This window comes from Pseudoalteromonas sp. J2K-J599, from assembly GCF_059295115.2.
Window position 1 is genome coordinate 2,656,772 of the sequence record NZ_CM200271.1, and the last position, 16,195, is coordinate 2,672,966.

Here is a 16,195-nt window from a genome sequence, read left to right on the forward strand (position 1 = left end):
CCTACATTCCGTCTCTATCGGCTACCTGATTTAAACCAAAACACTGCTTAGCGGCAGCAACATCAGTTGCTATTTGCGCCGTTAATTGTGTTAATGTCTCGAATTTTTTCTCATCGCGAAGTTTTTCTATTAACTCCACATGCATAAATTGTCCGTAAATATCCTGTGCAAAATCAAAAAGGTGAACTTCTAATAATGCACGAGTTCCATTAAATGTCGGCTTATTACCTACATTTGCAACTCCAAAAATCTGTTTTCCTGCAATCGTTGCTTGCACTGCAAACACTCCGTTGACAGGACACACTTGGCGTTTTAGGGCTATATTTGCCGTTCTAAAACCGAGTTCACGTCCTCTTTTCCAGCCATGTATAACACGCCCAGAAATAGCATAATCGTGACCAAGCATTATTTTAGCACTCGCTAAGTCACCGGATGCTAAAGCATCTCGTATTAAAGTGCTGCTTACTCTAGCATTTAATTGACGAAAGCTCGCGGTGCTTTTTACATCCATGCCCGCTTGCTCACCCATGCTAGTAAGTAAGTGAAAGTTACCTTGGCGTTGCTTTCCAAACTTAAAATCATCACCAACAGTAAGTGCTTTAACACCTAACTTTTTAATCAAAATCTCATTAACGAATTGCTCAGCATGCATGTTTGCAAATTGCTGATTAAAGCTAATGCAAATAACTCGCTCAATACCTAAATCACTCAATAAACGTAACTTATCTCGTAAGCGCGTTAACCGTGCAGGGGCATTGTTTTTAGCAAAAAACTCTTGTGGCTGGGGTTCAAACAGCATTACAGTGCTAGGCAAACTATGCGCTTTAGCATCGCTAAGTAAACCTTTTAATACTTCTGCGTGGCCTAAATGAACGCCGTCAAAATTACCAATAGTTAACACACAACCAAAATGGTGTGGGCGAATATTGTGTATACCTCTAATTAACTCCATGCCACCTAATGCCTTGTTTAGCGAGCTATTAATTACGGCTAAAAAATGATTAAAGCCGCAGAGTTGCCGATTATAATCTTTTTTTTAGTTTGATTCAGTAATTGCTACACTTTTTATCGTATTTAGTCTAACGCCCATCACAAATAGCATTGCAAAGTAGCTAATACCAGCCAAAGCCACTAGCGCTACTAATAATATTACTTGCTGCGTAAAGGCCCATGTAGCCCAATAATAGTAACTGCTCACAAACCATGTGACAGCTCCCATAACAATACTTGCAACAACACATTTAAGTGTAAAACGCATACTCATTGATGAGAACTGGTATACATTTTCTTTTTTAAGCTGTCTGTATAATAAAAATGCATTGCAGCTAGCCGATAACGAAGTAGCAAGTGCCAACCCTAAATAACCAATGAAAGGAGCCAGCATAATGTTAAACACCATATTAAGTACTAAGGTAATAATACCAATACGCACCGGTGTTTTTGTATCTTGACGAGCATAAAAACCAGGAGCGAGTACTTTTATTAGCATAAAGCTTACAAGTCCGACCGAATATGCGACTACGCCTAAGCTTACAGCTTTGACATGATCAATACTGTCTTCTTTAAATGCACCGTGGTCGAACAATACGGTAATAATAAGTGGACTGATGATCATTAAACCTATCATTGCTGGTAGGCCTAAAAATATAACAAAACGAACTCCCCAATCGAGAGTATGCTGAAAATCGCTACTTTTTTTACTGCTATGTAGTTTAGAAAGCGCCGGTAAAATAACTGTCGCAATACCAATACCAAATAATCCCAACGGAAATTCAATTAAGCGGTCAGAATAATAAAGCCACGCAATTGAACCCGTCATCAGTAATGACGCAATCATGGTATCTAGCAACAGATTAATTTGACTAATAGAGACACCAAACAAAGCCGGTAGCATAAGTTTTCGTACTTTTTTTACGTTTTCGTCTTGCCATGCCCAGCGCGGACGCGCCAACATTTTAGCGCGATACAAGAACGGTAGTTGAAATAGTAGCTGCACTACACCACCGACAAATACACCTATGGCAAGTGCATAAGCACCTACTGAAAATTTATCATGTAAAAAAATTGCACACGTAATAATAGAAACATTAAGCAAAACTGGTGTAAATGCAGCAACAGCGAAACGGTTATACACATTCATAACCGCACCACTGAGTGCAACTAAGCTTACAAAAAATAAATAAGGGAATGTAAGTTTAAGTAGTGAACTTGCAAGTTCAAATTTTTCGGTATTAGGTCCGCCTTGCCACCAATCTATAAACCAACCGGTACCAAATAGTGCTGCAATAACAGGGGAAGCAACAACACCTATAATAGTGACAATTAGTAAAATGGTTCCTAATGTGCCTGCTGCTTGTGCAACAAAAAGTCTGACCTTGTCGTCGCCTTGCTGTTCTTTAATTTCACTTAGCACAGGTACGAATGCTTGTGCGAAGGCACCTTCTGCAAATAAACGGCGTAAAAAATTAGGAATACGGTTAGCAAATAAAAAAACATCAGCCGCTGCACTTGCGCCTAATAAATTGGCAACGACAGCATCTCGAACGAGCCCTAAAATACGCGATATCATAGTCATACAACTAACAATCATACCAGAGCGAAATAAACCTTTTGACACCTTAAACCTACTCAAAAATCCTCAAGATAGGCGATTATGCCACAGTCTTTTTTATAAATCGCTTTAAAGCACTAGGCTGGGGGTCTGTGCTTTGTTACAATGTCTATATTAACTGCTAAAGCGGCAAATTGATGCTCGTTATATGGTGCAGTTTTTCTTGGATTGTTAAATTTAAATTGACATCCATGATAGAAACAGGCATATTCCACGGCCTTTAATTTAAGCTTTATTTTAAGATTGTTAGGAGCAAACCTTGGCTAACATCAAGTCTGCAAAAAAACGCGCTATCACAAGCGAAAAAAACCGTCAGCACAACGCAAGCCGTCGTTCAATGATGCGCACTTACTTCAAAAAAGTAATTGTTGCTATTGAAGCGGGCGATAAAGAAGCTGCACAGCAAGCTTTTTCTGTTGCTACACCTATCCTAGACCGTTACGCAACTAAGGGTCTAATTCACAAAAACAAAGCAGCTCGTCATAAGAGCCGTATAGCAGCTAAGATTAAAGCTCTATAATTTGTTTTTGACAGAATATAAAAAACCGGCTTTTGCCGGTTTTTTTTTATCTAAGATTTAATCTCGTACTTTAATAACAGTCGACATAAATATTTAAACAGATTAGTGTCATACATTTTCCAAGTCTGGATAAAACTTCTTAAGCATTGCCGCTATTTTTTTAGGTGTAAACGGCTTCACTACAAATCCTTTAGCGCCTTTATCAATTGCATCCTTAACATTTTCAATACCTGAATGCGCAGATACCATTACAACATTTGTCTCAGGGCTTAATTCATTGATTTGTGCAATCAAATCTTTGCCATCGCCGTCCGGCAGTTCTATGTCTAAAAAAATGATATTATAATTTGCAGCCTGGCACTCACTAATACATTGTGAGGCAGTAGATGCTTCCTTTACGTTATCTATCCCTAAGTGCATGAGCGTTTGGCTCAAAAAACTACGCACTGTGCTAACGTCATCTACAATTAAAATTGATAGCTGCGTATTCATCTTTATTCCTCGTAGGCTATAAGCTAACTTTAAGTTATCATAATAATTAGCTTAGTATATAAATTTGCTCATTTAATTATAGAGACCTACGGAAAAAAGGCCAGATTTGCTTTATGTCTAAAACCCCAAATAAACAGTCGTTGCTAGGTAAAACACCAACAAGAAAAAAAACAGCGCAAAAAAGAAAGCCGCAACGCCCTACTCAGCGCTCTATACCCGCAGAGGAAAAAACAAACACAAACAATGGCACTAGCCAAAAAACAAAGTCAAAAAAGGGGCTATTTATATCTCTGGCCATTGTTATTGTAATAATTTTAGCTTTTCCAAAACCAACCTTGCTCACCTATAAAAAATTAGGGATGGTAAGTGAGAGTGTATACTGGCCTGGACTTTTGGGTTACGGAGCTACTTTAATTGATTCCAACTTGCACCCCAACTATGATTCTAGCCGTGAATCCCTTTATTTATGCAGTGATTTACAAAAACCACAGAGCTGTCAAAAGTATCAAGTAATTGCTGACAATGGTTTGTTTTCGGCAATTGGCAGTTACTTTTAGCATTAAAAAAACTAATCTGAAAATTTAAAATTACTTGGTTGAAAGGTGTGCAAAAGATCAACATAATGGCGCTCCTTTTTTCAACAACTGAACTATTGAAACGACCATGCTAAACGAGCTAGATTGGCTTTTAAATACTACACTACTTGCACTAGGTTTAGGTGCATTCTTTATTAACCAGATAACACTGCTGCGCGTTGCCGCCATTAGTGCATGTGGTTTATTGTTCTTATCATTTAGCCTAGATCTTATGTCGTCGAGCGTTATTTCAAATATGAGTTTAGTGTTGATCAACACTTTTTACTTGTTTAAAGTTTATACATTCGGGCAATTTAATGTAACCCAAAGTTAACAACTTTTCCTTAGAATATTTAATAGCCCAGCATTGCTGGGCTTTTTTATTGCGAATTTTTAAAATATTAGAAACACGTTGGATCAGGACAATATTAAACGCCACTAAAGCACCACTACAATAATGGTGCTGAGCATGTACTGTTGAGAGAAACGAGAAGAAAGACGAAAACCGAAAATACCTAATAAGCTAGGTTAATCTGCTATTGTTAATTCACTTTGGGTTTGTGTTTTAGATGGACTATCTTCAGCGTTAGCCTGATTAAACCAAGCTGAAACACCTAGCACAATAATTGAAATAACAACGAGGCTTAATTTAGCCCCACTTTGACTGGATTTCATAACACCCTCTTTATATTTTTATTAGTGAGAATAACTTTTACACTAATGAAAATTACAAATGTTAACAAGCTGTTTTTTAAACTAATTAGCTATCAGCTAATAACCTTTAGTTCTATCCACTGAATTATTGAGTGCTAAGCCCATATTCGAACGTTCAATATTATCGGCTATTTGGTCTATAACACTACTTAAATCAGATAGCGCTGCACAATGTGGTGTAAGTGTTATTTTGGGGTTTCCCCAGTAAGGATGGTTCTGCGTTAAAGGTTCTTGGTCAAAAACATCCAAGGTAGCAGCGCGTAAGCTATCGCTATTTAATGCATTTAATAAATCTTGCTCAACCACATGAGCGCCACGTGCCACATTAATAACAACAGCATGTGAAGGTAGCTTAGCGAGCATTGAGTGATTAATAATGCCTGTAGTTGCTTGCGTAAGGGGTAATAGACATACAAGGTAGTCAACGTCAGAAAGCATATCGCTAAGTCCTTCATCGCCATAATAAACCTCGACATTAGTCGTGTTTTTATTACTTTGCGCCCAGGCACTTACTTTAAAACCATTAGTTACAAGTTTTTGCGCACATGCTTTACCTAATTCGCCAAATCCAAGTATACCAACATGTTTATTACTAAAAGCTCGTTTTGGCTTCCATGTTTGCTGTGTTTGTTTAGTGTAATACTCTTTTAAGCGTAATTTTTGAGCTAAGACATGTGTAAGTACATATTCCGCCATATCTTCAGCTAGTTGCATGTCCACAATACGTACTACTTCGACATGTTCAGGTAATAATGTTAAATCGATACTGTCTACGCCTGCACCAAATGACGACACAGCTTTTAAGTTAGGCAGCTGCGGCCACAGAGACTCAGGAGCATTCCACGCAAGTACAAAATCCACATTATTTGCGTTTTTGCAATCAGGCCATTGCTCTATCAATGTATTTGGTAATCGCTCTTGTAACTTCGTTATTAGCTTTTCGTTGTTGCGCCCCGTTATAGCCACCAATACCGACATAAATTCTCCTAGCAATTCACAGTTTATAATTTAGTACTTTAAAAAGTCACACTACTGCAAAGTAACTGTCACACCCTTTTTTTAATCTTACATGTATAGCGAATAGACCAAACGGAATATGAGGTTAATATGATAAGTGTTGATAAAGTAATTGCAGCAAACTTACCACAACTAGAGAACTCTCCAAAAGTAAAAGGTTTAGTAAAAAAGGGCTTAGGTTACTTATTGCATGAACAAGAGTTTATCACCTTTGGTAATACGTACCCTCACCTACAAGGGTTAGAATTTGTTGAGCAAGTACTTGATGAACTCAATTTTGATACGCGCTATAAACCTAAGCAGATAGAACATATTCCCAACGAGGGTAAACTTGTTATTGTTGCTAACCACCCTATTGGTTCATTAGATGCTTTAGCACTTATCAAAGTACTCTCTACAGTAAGGCAAGATTTAAAAGTAGTCGCAAACCGCATGTTAATGTCGGTCAGCGCAATGCATTCTCTTTTACTCCCTGTTGATAACTTATCTGGTATGAGTAAAAAGCAAGAGCTTAGTAATATACAAAACCATTTAAAAGGTGGAGGTGCCTTACTTATATTTCCGGCAGGAGAAGTATCACGATTAGGGCCAACCGGTATTAAGGATTGCAAATGGAATAGCGGTTTTTTACGTATGGCAAAAAAAGCCAACTGCCCCATTTTACCTATTTTTATTAAAGCCAAAAATAGTCCGTTTTTTTACGGCACATCAATGATTTACAAGCCTCTGGCAAGTTTATTATTAGTGACAGAAATGTTTAAGCAGCGCAAAAAATCTTTAGAGTTTGAGATTGGTGCTTCTATTCCTCCTGAGTCCTACTTAATAGAAAACCTTAAAGATAAAGAAATTGTAAACCTCATACGTAAACAGCTTTATAGGCTTACAACTAAAAAAACACTGCCGCTAAAAACACAAACACCTATTGCTGTGCCTGAGTGTAGAAAAGAACTAAAAAGAGCAATTGAGCAATGTCAGCTTCTGGGTAAAACACACGATGGCATGCACATTCATCTATATCAATATGTAGGTAGTTCACCTATTTTTAGAGAGCTAGGACGCCTCAGAGAAATAGCATTTAGAGCAGTAGGTGAAGGAAGCGGTAAGCGTCGTGATATAGATAAATACGATATGGATTACCAACACCTTGTACTGTGGGACCCTATGCAACTAGAGCTAGTAGGTGCTTATCGATTAGCCTGCGCACAACAGATAATACAAAAACATGGACGTGAAGGTTTATATACCGATAGTTTATTTTCTTACACCGACGCTATGACGCCCTATCTACACCAAGGAATTGAGCTTGGTAGAAGCTTTGTACAGCCTAAATATTGGGGGCGTAAGAGTCTTGACTATTTATGGTACGGTATTGGTGCTTTTATAAAAAGCTATCCACAGTATAGATATTTATTTGGGGCTGTAAGCGTGTCCAACGCCCTACCTGAGCAAGCCAAAGCCATGCTCGTTTATTACTATCAACATTATTATAAAAGCAGCATAGAACTAGCTACGCCCAATAATGAGCTCAAATTAACTGAGCAACAGCTAACGCAATGCAATATTCTTTTTAATGGAAACGATGTTAAAGAAGATTTTGTAGAGTTAAAACATGTGTTAGCTAATATGGGCGCTCAAGTCCCTACTTTATTTAAACAATACACTGAGCTTTGCAACCCTGGCGGCGTACAATTTTTAAGCTTTAGCATTGATCCCGATTTTAATAATTGTATTGATGGATTGGTATTAGTCGATCTTAAAAGTGTTAAAGAAAACAAAGCTAAACGTTATTTAGAATAACTATTGATAAGTAAAGTCAGTGAACCGAGTATTTTATGCCTTATAAAGTACTCGGTTTATATTTAATTATAAATACCGACTCAATCGCATTTAAGTCTTCCAATACTTTTTTAAGTGTCGGGTGTTTTAATTATTTTTGAGCCCTGCTAAAAAGATATTTTCTTGTTTATTAAGGCCCTGATTAAACACGAGATTATGGCAAGGCAGTGCCTGCCTTAATATATTCATGTGACTGTTAATTAAATAAATATGTCAATCTTTACAAAAGCATAACGACACTAAAATTAATCTAAATCAATAAAACATTTTATAAGCTTCAAATGCTTTTTAAACTTTGATCTAGAACAGGTTTTCATATTTATTGCTCGGTAATAATAGCGCTAATTAAATAGTAGTTCTTGGAGAACAACATGAAAACTCAAATTAGCATCGCATTATTAACCTCTTTATTAGCACTCTCTCCAGCTGCACACGCTAACTTTAGCGTAAATGTTGGCGCTATTAACGTAAACCCTGATAACAGTAGCTCAGCGATTAATGAAGCACCTACGCTAGGCCTTAAAGGTGATTCAGATACTCAACTAGGTATCACCGTAGATTATGCATTTAACGATCAATGGGTGTTAGAGCTGATAGCAGCAACACCGTTTTCACACGATGTAAATGGCGCAGGCGGCTTAGCAGGCAACAAAATTGCAGATATAAAACAACTTCCACCGTCATTGGTTGCACAATACCACTTTTTAGATACAAGCTATGCGCTAAGACCTTTTATAGGCGTAGGCATAAACTACACTGCATTTTTTGATGAGCAACCCTCTCAAGCACTTAAAGCAACACTAGGAACAGACGATGTAGAAGTAAAGTTAGATGATTCGTTTGGCTTTATGGCTCAGGTAGGTGCTAACTATAAAATTGATGCAAACTGGGGTCTACACGCCATGGTATCAATTATGGATATTGATACCGATGCCACTGTTTATGCTAATGGTGCAAAAGCGCTTACATCAACTGTTGAGCTTGACCCTGTTGTGGCTATGTTTGGTGTTAGGTACAGCTTTTAAAGCAAATATAAAGTAGTACCTAGTTACCCAATTACAATGTGTGTTAAAAGGCCGAAAGGCCTTTTTTTCATTTGTAGAGATTAGGGCAGGTTACTTAACTTTTTCTGCTCTAACATTTCTTTCCAGTGCATTACTTCACTTGGCAATATAGGTGTTTGCCCATCAAAACCAGCAACTTCAAGCATTTCTTCAATACTTATAATACCCTTTTTACTTTTAAATACACCGCGGACATAAGCAATAGCATGTAAGCCTCGCTCTGAGTGAAACTTTTGCTCAATATAAAAGTATTTATGATCCCAGCCAACTAACTTAGTACTTATTGTATATCGCTGCATAGGTTTAATATCGCGGATATAAGTAATAGCAGTTGCGTTAACAATCGGAAACCAACGACGCTTCATTATTTGTTTTAGTAAGCCAACACGCTCCGTCATCCACGTGCGAGATAAATCCATCATCGCAAGATAGCGTGAGTTCGTTAAATGTAGATTAATATCACAATCAGTCGGCAAAGCTTTGTAATCAATATCTACTGTATCAAGTAGATTTTGATATTGCTTATTGCGTTTAATTTTGAAAAATAATAATAAAAGTCGAATATATAAGTTCACAAAAAAGGTCTTACCAGTTAAATTTATTCGAGTGTAGCATAGCCCCTTGCGAAGACGAATATTCTACTTTAATCTTAAATCATTATTACAATAAAAAAGATAGCTAATGAAATCAAAACTAAAAATTATCGCTGCACTGGCCCTATTAGTCCCTAGCTACAATGCTTTTGCCGATTTCTCGTTACCAGGTAAAGGCTCAGTAACTTACCCTACCGGTGTAGTTAAAGAATTTAAATTTGGTTTTGAATGGCAGCAAAAAGCTGAGAAATTCACTATTGGATCTAAAAGTTACAATATGGAGCAAATTCCTAGCTCTTATTCTGTCGCCATCACGCTTTCAAAAGATGACAGCCAAGTATGGGTTCAAGAATTTAATAATGGGTTTATTGAGGAGTTTGAATGGCAAATTGGCGAACATACAGTCACTCTAAAAAAGCAGCAGTTTAGCGATCCGGTGAAAGGTGACTATGTTATTGAGCTAAATGGCCGTAGCTATTTTTTCACTCGTAATAACGCCAGTATCGTAATGAACTTTAACGAAGAAGGTATTGAGACGATTGCAATTGATGGGGTAACAAAAAATATGGGCACTAAAAATTAGTCCCCATATTTTAATTTCTTTAAGTCAATTACACTTTTACTGTTTTTCGATTAATCCCGTAATCACGTAACTTATTAGCTACAGCGGTGTGACTTAGGCCCAATCGCTTAGCTAACTGACGTGAGCTTGGGTAAGCGGGGTAGAGTTTGCGAAGTAAAGTCGCCTCAAAACGTTTAACAGCTTGATCTAGTGAGCCTTCAAAATCAGACTCTAAATACCCTAAATCATGAGTAAAAGTTGGTAACTGCAAATGCTCTACGCGAAGCTCGCTATCATCTAGTAACGACACTGCACGGTAAATTGCATTTTCCAGCTGACGTACATTTCCAGGCCACGGGTACTCTTGTAAAAAGCTTAAACATTCTTGTGATAAAACAGGAATTGCATGACCATTTTGTTGCGCATATTTTTGAATAAAATGCTCTGCAAGTGGTCCTACATCTGCTTTTCTATCTCTTAGTGGCGCTATTTCTAAAGTAAGCACGTTTATACGGTAATATAAGTCTTCTCTAAAAACCCCTTCTTGTACCATTGCAGGTAAGTCTTTTTGAGTAGCGGCAACAATACGTACATTTACTTTAACTTCGTTCTCATCGCCTACTTTTCTAAACGTACCATCTTGTAAAAAACGCAGTAACTTAGTTTGTAGTTGAGTCGACATTTCGCCAACTTCATCTAAAAATACAGTTCCACCATCAGCTTGCTCTAATACACCACGCTTTGGCGCTGCGTTTTCTTCGTACCCGGCATAACCAAATAATTCAGACTCAGCAACATCATCAGGAAGTGAAGCACACGATAGCGCAATAAAAGGCTTAACAGAGCGATTAGATGCGTAATGGCACGCCCTAGCTAATAACTCTTTACCTGTACCAGTTTCACCAGTAATCAAAATAGGGGCCTCTAATTGCGCCATTTTGCGTGCTTCGCGCACAACTCGGCGCATTGCCGTACTAAAGTTATGAATAGTAGCAAAGCTTTCTTGCCCGTAGCGTCTAAATGCACTGACCTGCTGCCCTAAGCGGCTTTGCGATTTAATGTTAATAACCGCACCCGCAAGCACATCACCCTCACTACCTTGAGGGACTGCAATTGGTAAAATGTCTGCAATAAAATCCTCACCCGCCACTTCAACGCGTGTGGTTTGCCCGAGCACTTCTTTACCTTCTAGCCAACGTGTAAAGTTAAAGCCTTTAAGTAAGTTATTAATATTTGCACCAATAACTTCTTTTTCAATTAACTGTAAGTCCTTACATGCTGCATCGTTGCATAAGCGTACCCAACCTTTAGCATCAATAGAGATAACGCCATCAGGCAATGCACGTAGCAAAGTATTTAATTCGTTGTGTTCACGCTCTGATGGTAAAAACGCAGTGGTACGCACGTCATGTACGCCGTCGATTAAACGTATCGATGGCATAATTTTTTGAAATTGTTCAAATTCTATTTCGGGAAAACTAACGTACATACGACAATTTACAGAATCAACTTCAATTCCTTTTAGATCAACGCTGTAGTTAACTAATATATTAAGGATTTCTTGAGCAATACCAATTCGATCAGCACAGTGAATATCTAGACGCATACATCCTCAAAGAAGGAAAAACTATATTAGCTGAATAATACGCTAAGTCGCTTTGAGAAGGTAGCTTATTGTAAACATTTTTGGACGAAACAGACTGCGAAAGCGATAAGTTGAAGTGTAATTAAATGAAGAAAAGTAGCACTGATATTTAACTATACCAGTGCTATTTGTTAAGTCTTATTATGTGACTACTTACCTTGTGGGTAAGCAGACCAATCACCACCATCTAATTGTATAAATGGTCTTTGGTTAACATACATCATTATTGTGCCTTCGTTTTCAGCAACCTTAGGTGCTGTAGGTAGGTTTTCAAGCAAATTAGCAACACTATTATTCCCACCAAATACATCAGTTTGCAGCGCCTTACTTACCAGCTCTGAAAGCGCAAAGTAACTTGTTGAATCATCAACTACAATCTGCGAGTAGTTTTGTACGTCTGAGCCTATAAATTTAATTGCTACAGGTACCGACACAATTGCTGGGCTTGGGATTTCACGTAAACCTGCAAACTGTACTTTGTCACCTTTTAAATTAGCGCCGTGTTCAGGCACTATCATTAACATAACGTTGCGGCCACGCTTTTCTAATTTTTTTACAAATTGGTTAATATCAGCAAACAAGTTTTTATGTCTGATTGGGTATGTCTCTTTACTATTAACCCTTGGTTGATTCTCTAGCTGATTACCATCATGTAAACTTGTGGTGTTGTAGTACATCGCACACGGCTTACAATCATCAGCTTGCTCTAACCAACCATCCAGCACAGCTTCATCTGAGTAAATAGGGCTATTATCAAAACCTCGAAGCGCCACTGGCATTGAATCGATATTAAATGGCGTGCTATCTAGGCCACCGTACTTATTTATTAAACCTTTAAACTCATCAAAATGTCCGTCGTGATTCATCACAACATTATTTTGATAACCTAGTTTCTCTAGGTTTTTAAACAAGTGGCATTGTTCAGGTGCCTCTTTAAATAATGCTGTTTGACTCGTTTGCCCACAACTAGCGCGCAGCAGTCTTACCGCAGCGGGTCCACTGTATGACGTAGCCGAGTTAAAGTCTGAAAACACCACATCAAAGTCTTTATACATATCAGTAACACTGACACCAATAGCATTTAAATCAGCAACAGCCATTGAGCATATGTTCAAAATAATTACATCAAACAGCTCACCATTCACTTGGTTTGGAAAGTGGCTCATTAGTAAGCTTTGTTGTTGATAAAAATCAGCGAGCTTTTGATCGGGAGATTGCGCTGCCTGAGTGATCACTTGCGTTTGAGGATTACTTTGATTTTGAGTAACCGGTTCAGGGTTAGCCACATTATTAACGAATTGTGATTGTGAGTTATCTCCTTGCCACCCTACAACTAACAGCCCAACAATAGTCACGGTTGTAAAGCGTATCCATTGCGATGTATACCAAAAACACACACTAATTACGAACAAAGCCAACAACATATCAACGCTAATAACTCGGGTTAATAGCTCGATAAAGTAACCAAAACTAAAATCTTGAACGTTACCTGCTTGTTTAGTCAACCTGTTTATTGGTGGCAACCATGAGTCTTGATAAAGTAATACCACAGCAAACACAGCACCTAGTATATGTTTTGCCTTCTCTATTAATGGCTGTTTAAATTTAATCGCAAGCAATGCAGCAAAAGCGGCATTAGTTAGTACGTTAAAATCAATTGCACCGTAATAAAACAGAGCAAACTTAACTAAAAAATAAAGGTTCCAAACCCCTAAACCTGATAATTTCACTGCTTATCCTTTTTTACTGTATTTGGTGTATAAGGCTCTAGTACTTCATGTTTAAAAGTAAGCTTATAATAATATTTTGTTATTTGAGATAAAATGTATTTGCCTAGCATACAAAGCACCGCGCCAAGCACCATTGCAAGAAACACGGTAATTAAAAGCTGATTCATACTCATAAGTTATCTCTTAGTTTCATTATAAAAGGCTTAGCATCTGGGCGGCTTTTACTAGAAAATTCTGGGGTGTTAATATTTTCAGTAACACTATTTGCTATATCAGGTGCAAATTTATAGCTATCATTCTCAGCAAGTTTTTGCGAGAAATCTACAACACTCTTACTTTTATAAAATCGCCTTAACTGTTTACATTCTTGTTGAATGTAAAAGTGGTCAGAAATTATATTTTGCTGTACAAAAAAATCACTCGTTTTTAATTTAAACAAATGCTTAATTGCATTATCAACGTCATTTTCTCTACAAGCATGCAAATATAAATAAACTGTATTATCTGCAATGCTAAATACATCACCTTCGCGCTTAATATGAAATAAATGCAAAGGATGAATAGGGTCAATTCTTGGTAGTAGCTCAAGTTTCACTAGCACACCACTAACACCTAAATTAACGGCTGAGTCACTATGAATTTCTACTTGTTTCGTAAACTCGATGAAAGGTAAATATCCTTTCGAAAAGGTATTTTCAGTGTATTTTAAAACATCCTCAACTGAGGAAGGTAAAGGCCTTGAAAACTTAAAACCTTGAATAGATTGCACTTGTGAAAGCAAACGCGAAGGCTCTGAAAAGCTATACAAAATCAGATTTACACCCAAGGTTAAAAATAAGCACTCATCTTGATGGCGAATAACACCATCAACATTTTGAATAACAAGCTTTAACCATCGTCCGCAGTTTTTTCTAAGTTCAAAACACTGCTTACCCAATAGCGCCAAATCGGTGTAACGCGTAACTGCAAAAATTAAGGTGGCTGCTTCTACTTTTGGGCCTTTATTAAATAAATCATTATTATCTTTTACGCTTTTATAATGCATCGGTAACTTAGTACCTTCGGGCACAGCACTTTGCACGAGCCAAACATCGTCTTCATCGGAAAAGTCTGAGTGTTTAAGTGTTTTACTTTCGCTTGGCGTTCCAGTTTGAAGAACAAACTGATTACCACTTAATAATAATTGGTAATGTTCACCAGCAATAACCCCCCTACTGTGACGCCAATAATCATATTCAAGTACTCGAACCGCAGAGTCGTTATCAACAAATACCAGCCCATCAAATACATTGTTTAATCGTCTAAATAAAAAGCGATAATTTGCAATATCAGGTCCCGAAATTAAAAATAATAATGTAGCTCCCGTACTACGAACAAAATCGTTGTACTGCCTCATCATCAGCTCTAAGCTTTTCTCGTCAGTACTGCTTAACTGTGCTGTATTAAAATGAACAAAAATAAGCGCTTTGTTTAGGCGTTTATAAGCACTTATTTCTTTTATAATACCTGAATTAATTTTCTCTATAGAATGATTCTGTGTTTCTGAGGCCAACGAAAAAGGGTGTACTCTATTATGCTTATAAGCATAATTTAACGATGCAGAAAAAGAAGAATCAAAAAATGATTCAACCTCTTGGGAAACTATATATATATCATTAACCAAGCTTTGGTTAATTGAATGTAACGCCAATTCGATTACAAAATTGTCTAAAGGGGCTAAAACAGCATAACTTGAAGCCGATTTTAACTCTTTTGCAGCAGGCTCTAATCCCGTTATGTTAAAGTTATGCACTTAAAACGCCCTATAAAAAATACTTTTTTACTAGTTTTAACCGTTATTCTATATATAATAGCCAAATATTGTCCACTTTTAATCAAAATAATTAAAGTAACTGTAAAGGGAAGAATGAATAACTTGACGCCTAAAAACTCACAAACGTTAACATCAAGTGACATAGAAAACCTTGCACTACGTTTTGGTGGAAAGAGTGATGACTACATAGAAATTGTAAACAAGCAGCAAAATAATAATACAATTAATAAGTACGCATTACTTAAAGAAATAAACAACGAACTAAACATATAAGTTAGTTCAATTAAAGATAGGTAAAACATCCGTTGCAAAGAGTTTTCGTTAAAGGTATCAAAGGCGGTTTAGGCACTACCTCTGTGGTTGCAAATTTAGCGTGCGTGCTAAAAAAGTCTGATGTTGACGTTATTGCAATCGATCTAGATGCAAAAAGTGACCTAGGTTTACATTTTGGCTTGCCATGGAAGTATACCAAAGGCTGGAGTAATGAAGCGAGCTTTGAAGATGCACTTGTGCATTTTCATCAAGATGACGATGGCATTATATTTTTACCATATGGTGACAGCACTGATACTAGCATCGATAACATCACTAAAATGGTAAATAGATGCAAAAACCTAAATTATAGCCAAGAAGCGTGGGTAATTTTTGACTGCCCTGCACATATTAACCTTCCCCACTATCCGTTAGAGAAAAACGATATTGTAATTGAACTGGTTAATTGCGACGCTATTTGTCACAGCTTAATTTATAGACGCCTACAAACACTCAAAAATTCAGATACTGATTGGAAGCATTACTTTTTAGTTAACCGCTATAATTCTGCATCTACGCTAGAATTTGACTTGTTTTCTCTTTGGCAATCTACGCTCCCCCTTATGGCTCCGTTTTTTATCAACAGTGACGAAGTTATTAAAGAGTCAACCGCATACAGAAATGTAGCGCTTAATTGTGCGCCATATAGTGTCGCAAACGATGACTTTGAAACACTAGCTGGTTGGCTAGTTAGTAAAGCGACCTTATAAA

At 37.3% G+C, this 16,195-nt stretch carries 17 protein-coding genes; 8 read left to right on the top strand and 9 right to left on the bottom strand.

Going from position 1 to position 16,195, the window contains the following annotated elements; all coding sequences use genetic code 11:
- Nucleotide 1: 1 nt before the first annotated feature.
- Together ribF and murJ are read right to left on the bottom strand one after the other, a co-directional pair.
- Nucleotides 2-952, bottom strand: a complete 951-nt coding sequence (gene ribF / locus AC5NT5_RS12105; protein ID WP_494514030.1) for a bifunctional riboflavin kinase/FAD synthetase — start codon at nt 950-952, stop codon at nt 2-4.
- An 84-nt stretch (nt 953-1,036) separates the two neighbouring features.
- Nucleotides 1,037-2,575, bottom strand: a complete 1,539-nt coding sequence (gene murJ, locus AC5NT5_RS12110; protein WP_494514104.1) for a murein biosynthesis integral membrane protein MurJ — start codon at nt 2,573-2,575, stop codon at nt 1,037-1,039.
- Between the two features lie 295 nt (nt 2,576-2,870).
- Between murJ and rpsT the strand changes: the two genes are divergently transcribed.
- Entirely contained in the window at nt 2,871-3,131 is a 261-nt protein-coding gene (rpsT, locus tag AC5NT5_RS12115) for a 30S ribosomal protein S20 (protein ID WP_002958225.1), read from the top strand.
- Nucleotides 3,132-3,239: 108 nt separating this feature from the next.
- Here rpsT and AC5NT5_RS12120 read toward each other — a convergent pair whose 3' ends face one another.
- On the bottom strand, nt 3,240-3,623 hold the full coding sequence (locus tag AC5NT5_RS12120; RefSeq protein ID WP_002958224.1) for a response regulator: 384 nt from the start codon (nt 3,621-3,623) through the stop codon (nt 3,240-3,242).
- Between the two features lie 113 nt (nt 3,624-3,736).
- Here AC5NT5_RS12120 and AC5NT5_RS12125 point away from each other — a divergent pair, with 113 nt between their 5' ends.
- A complete protein-coding gene (locus tag AC5NT5_RS12125; protein WP_182670888.1) occupies nt 3,737-4,180 on the top strand; it encodes a hypothetical protein in 444 nt (147 codons plus the stop codon).
- 106 nt (nt 4,181-4,286) lie between these two features.
- On the top strand, nt 4,287-4,532 hold the full coding sequence (locus AC5NT5_RS12130; RefSeq protein WP_002958222.1) for a hypothetical protein: 246 nt from the start codon (nt 4,287-4,289) through the stop codon (nt 4,530-4,532).
- A gap of 194 nt (nt 4,533-4,726) precedes the next feature.
- Here the strand turns inward: AC5NT5_RS12130 and AC5NT5_RS12135 are convergent, their stop codons facing one another.
- Together AC5NT5_RS12135 and AC5NT5_RS12140 are read right to left on the bottom strand one after the other, a co-directional pair.
- On the bottom strand, nt 4,727-4,873 hold the full coding sequence (locus tag AC5NT5_RS12135) for a hypothetical protein (RefSeq protein ID WP_002958221.1): 147 nt from the start codon (nt 4,871-4,873) through the stop codon (nt 4,727-4,729).
- A 96-nt stretch (nt 4,874-4,969) separates the two neighbouring features.
- Entirely contained in the window at nt 4,970-5,890 is a 921-nt protein-coding gene (locus tag AC5NT5_RS12140) for a 2-hydroxyacid dehydrogenase (protein ID WP_494514029.1), read from the bottom strand.
- 129 nt (nt 5,891-6,019) lie between these two features.
- Here AC5NT5_RS12140 and olsF point away from each other — a divergent pair, with 129 nt between their 5' ends.
- A complete protein-coding gene (olsF, locus tag AC5NT5_RS12145) occupies nt 6,020-7,726 on the top strand; it encodes a bifunctional ornithine lipid synthase OlsF (RefSeq protein WP_494514028.1) in 1,707 nt (568 codons plus the stop codon).
- A gap of 410 nt (nt 7,727-8,136) precedes the next feature.
- Nucleotides 8,137-8,790, top strand: a complete 654-nt coding sequence (locus AC5NT5_RS12150; protein WP_002958218.1) for an OmpW/AlkL family protein — start codon at nt 8,137-8,139, stop codon at nt 8,788-8,790.
- A gap of 80 nt (nt 8,791-8,870) precedes the next feature.
- On the opposite strand, the gene AC5NT5_RS12155 is transcribed toward AC5NT5_RS12150, so the two are convergent.
- Nucleotides 8,871-9,404 carry a thioesterase family protein gene (locus AC5NT5_RS12155; RefSeq protein WP_002958217.1) on the bottom strand — a complete coding sequence of 178 codons (534 nt, stop codon included), beginning with the start codon at nt 9,402-9,404 and terminating at the stop codon, nt 8,871-8,873.
- A 106-nt stretch (nt 9,405-9,510) separates the two neighbouring features.
- On the opposite strand from AC5NT5_RS12155, the gene AC5NT5_RS12160 reads away from it, so the two are divergent.
- Nucleotides 9,511-10,005 carry a hypothetical protein gene (locus tag AC5NT5_RS12160; protein ID WP_024596632.1) on the top strand — a complete coding sequence of 165 codons (495 nt, stop codon included), beginning with the start codon at nt 9,511-9,513 and terminating at the stop codon, nt 10,003-10,005.
- 28 nt (nt 10,006-10,033) lie between these two features.
- On the opposite strand, the gene tyrR is transcribed toward AC5NT5_RS12160, so the two are convergent.
- From tyrR to bcsE, 3 genes are all read right to left on the bottom strand, one after another.
- Entirely contained in the window at nt 10,034-11,590 is a 1,557-nt protein-coding gene (gene tyrR, locus AC5NT5_RS12165) for a transcriptional regulator TyrR (protein ID WP_002958215.1), read from the bottom strand.
- Between the two features lie 188 nt (nt 11,591-11,778).
- Nucleotides 11,779-13,359, bottom strand: a complete 1,581-nt coding sequence (bcsG, locus tag AC5NT5_RS12170) for a cellulose biosynthesis protein BcsG (RefSeq protein ID WP_494514027.1) — start codon at nt 13,357-13,359, stop codon at nt 11,779-11,781.
- Between the two features lie 169 nt (nt 13,360-13,528).
- Complete coding sequence (gene bcsE, locus AC5NT5_RS12175) at nt 13,529-15,151, bottom strand: cellulose biosynthesis protein BcsE (RefSeq protein WP_182670883.1); 1,623 nt, start codon at nt 15,149-15,151, stop codon at nt 13,529-13,531.
- Nucleotides 15,152-15,265: 114 nt separating this feature from the next.
- Between bcsE and bcsR the strand changes: the two genes are divergently transcribed.
- Both bcsR and bcsQ read left to right on the top strand, forming a co-directional pair.
- On the top strand, nt 15,266-15,445 hold the full coding sequence (bcsR, locus tag AC5NT5_RS12180; RefSeq protein ID WP_182670882.1) for a BcsR/BcsP family cellulose biosynthesis protein: 180 nt from the start codon (nt 15,266-15,268) through the stop codon (nt 15,443-15,445).
- Between the two features lie 32 nt (nt 15,446-15,477).
- A complete protein-coding gene (bcsQ, locus tag AC5NT5_RS12185; protein ID WP_182673722.1) occupies nt 15,478-16,194 on the top strand; it encodes a cellulose biosynthesis protein BcsQ in 717 nt (238 codons plus the stop codon).
- Nucleotide 16,195 lies beyond the last annotated feature (1 nt).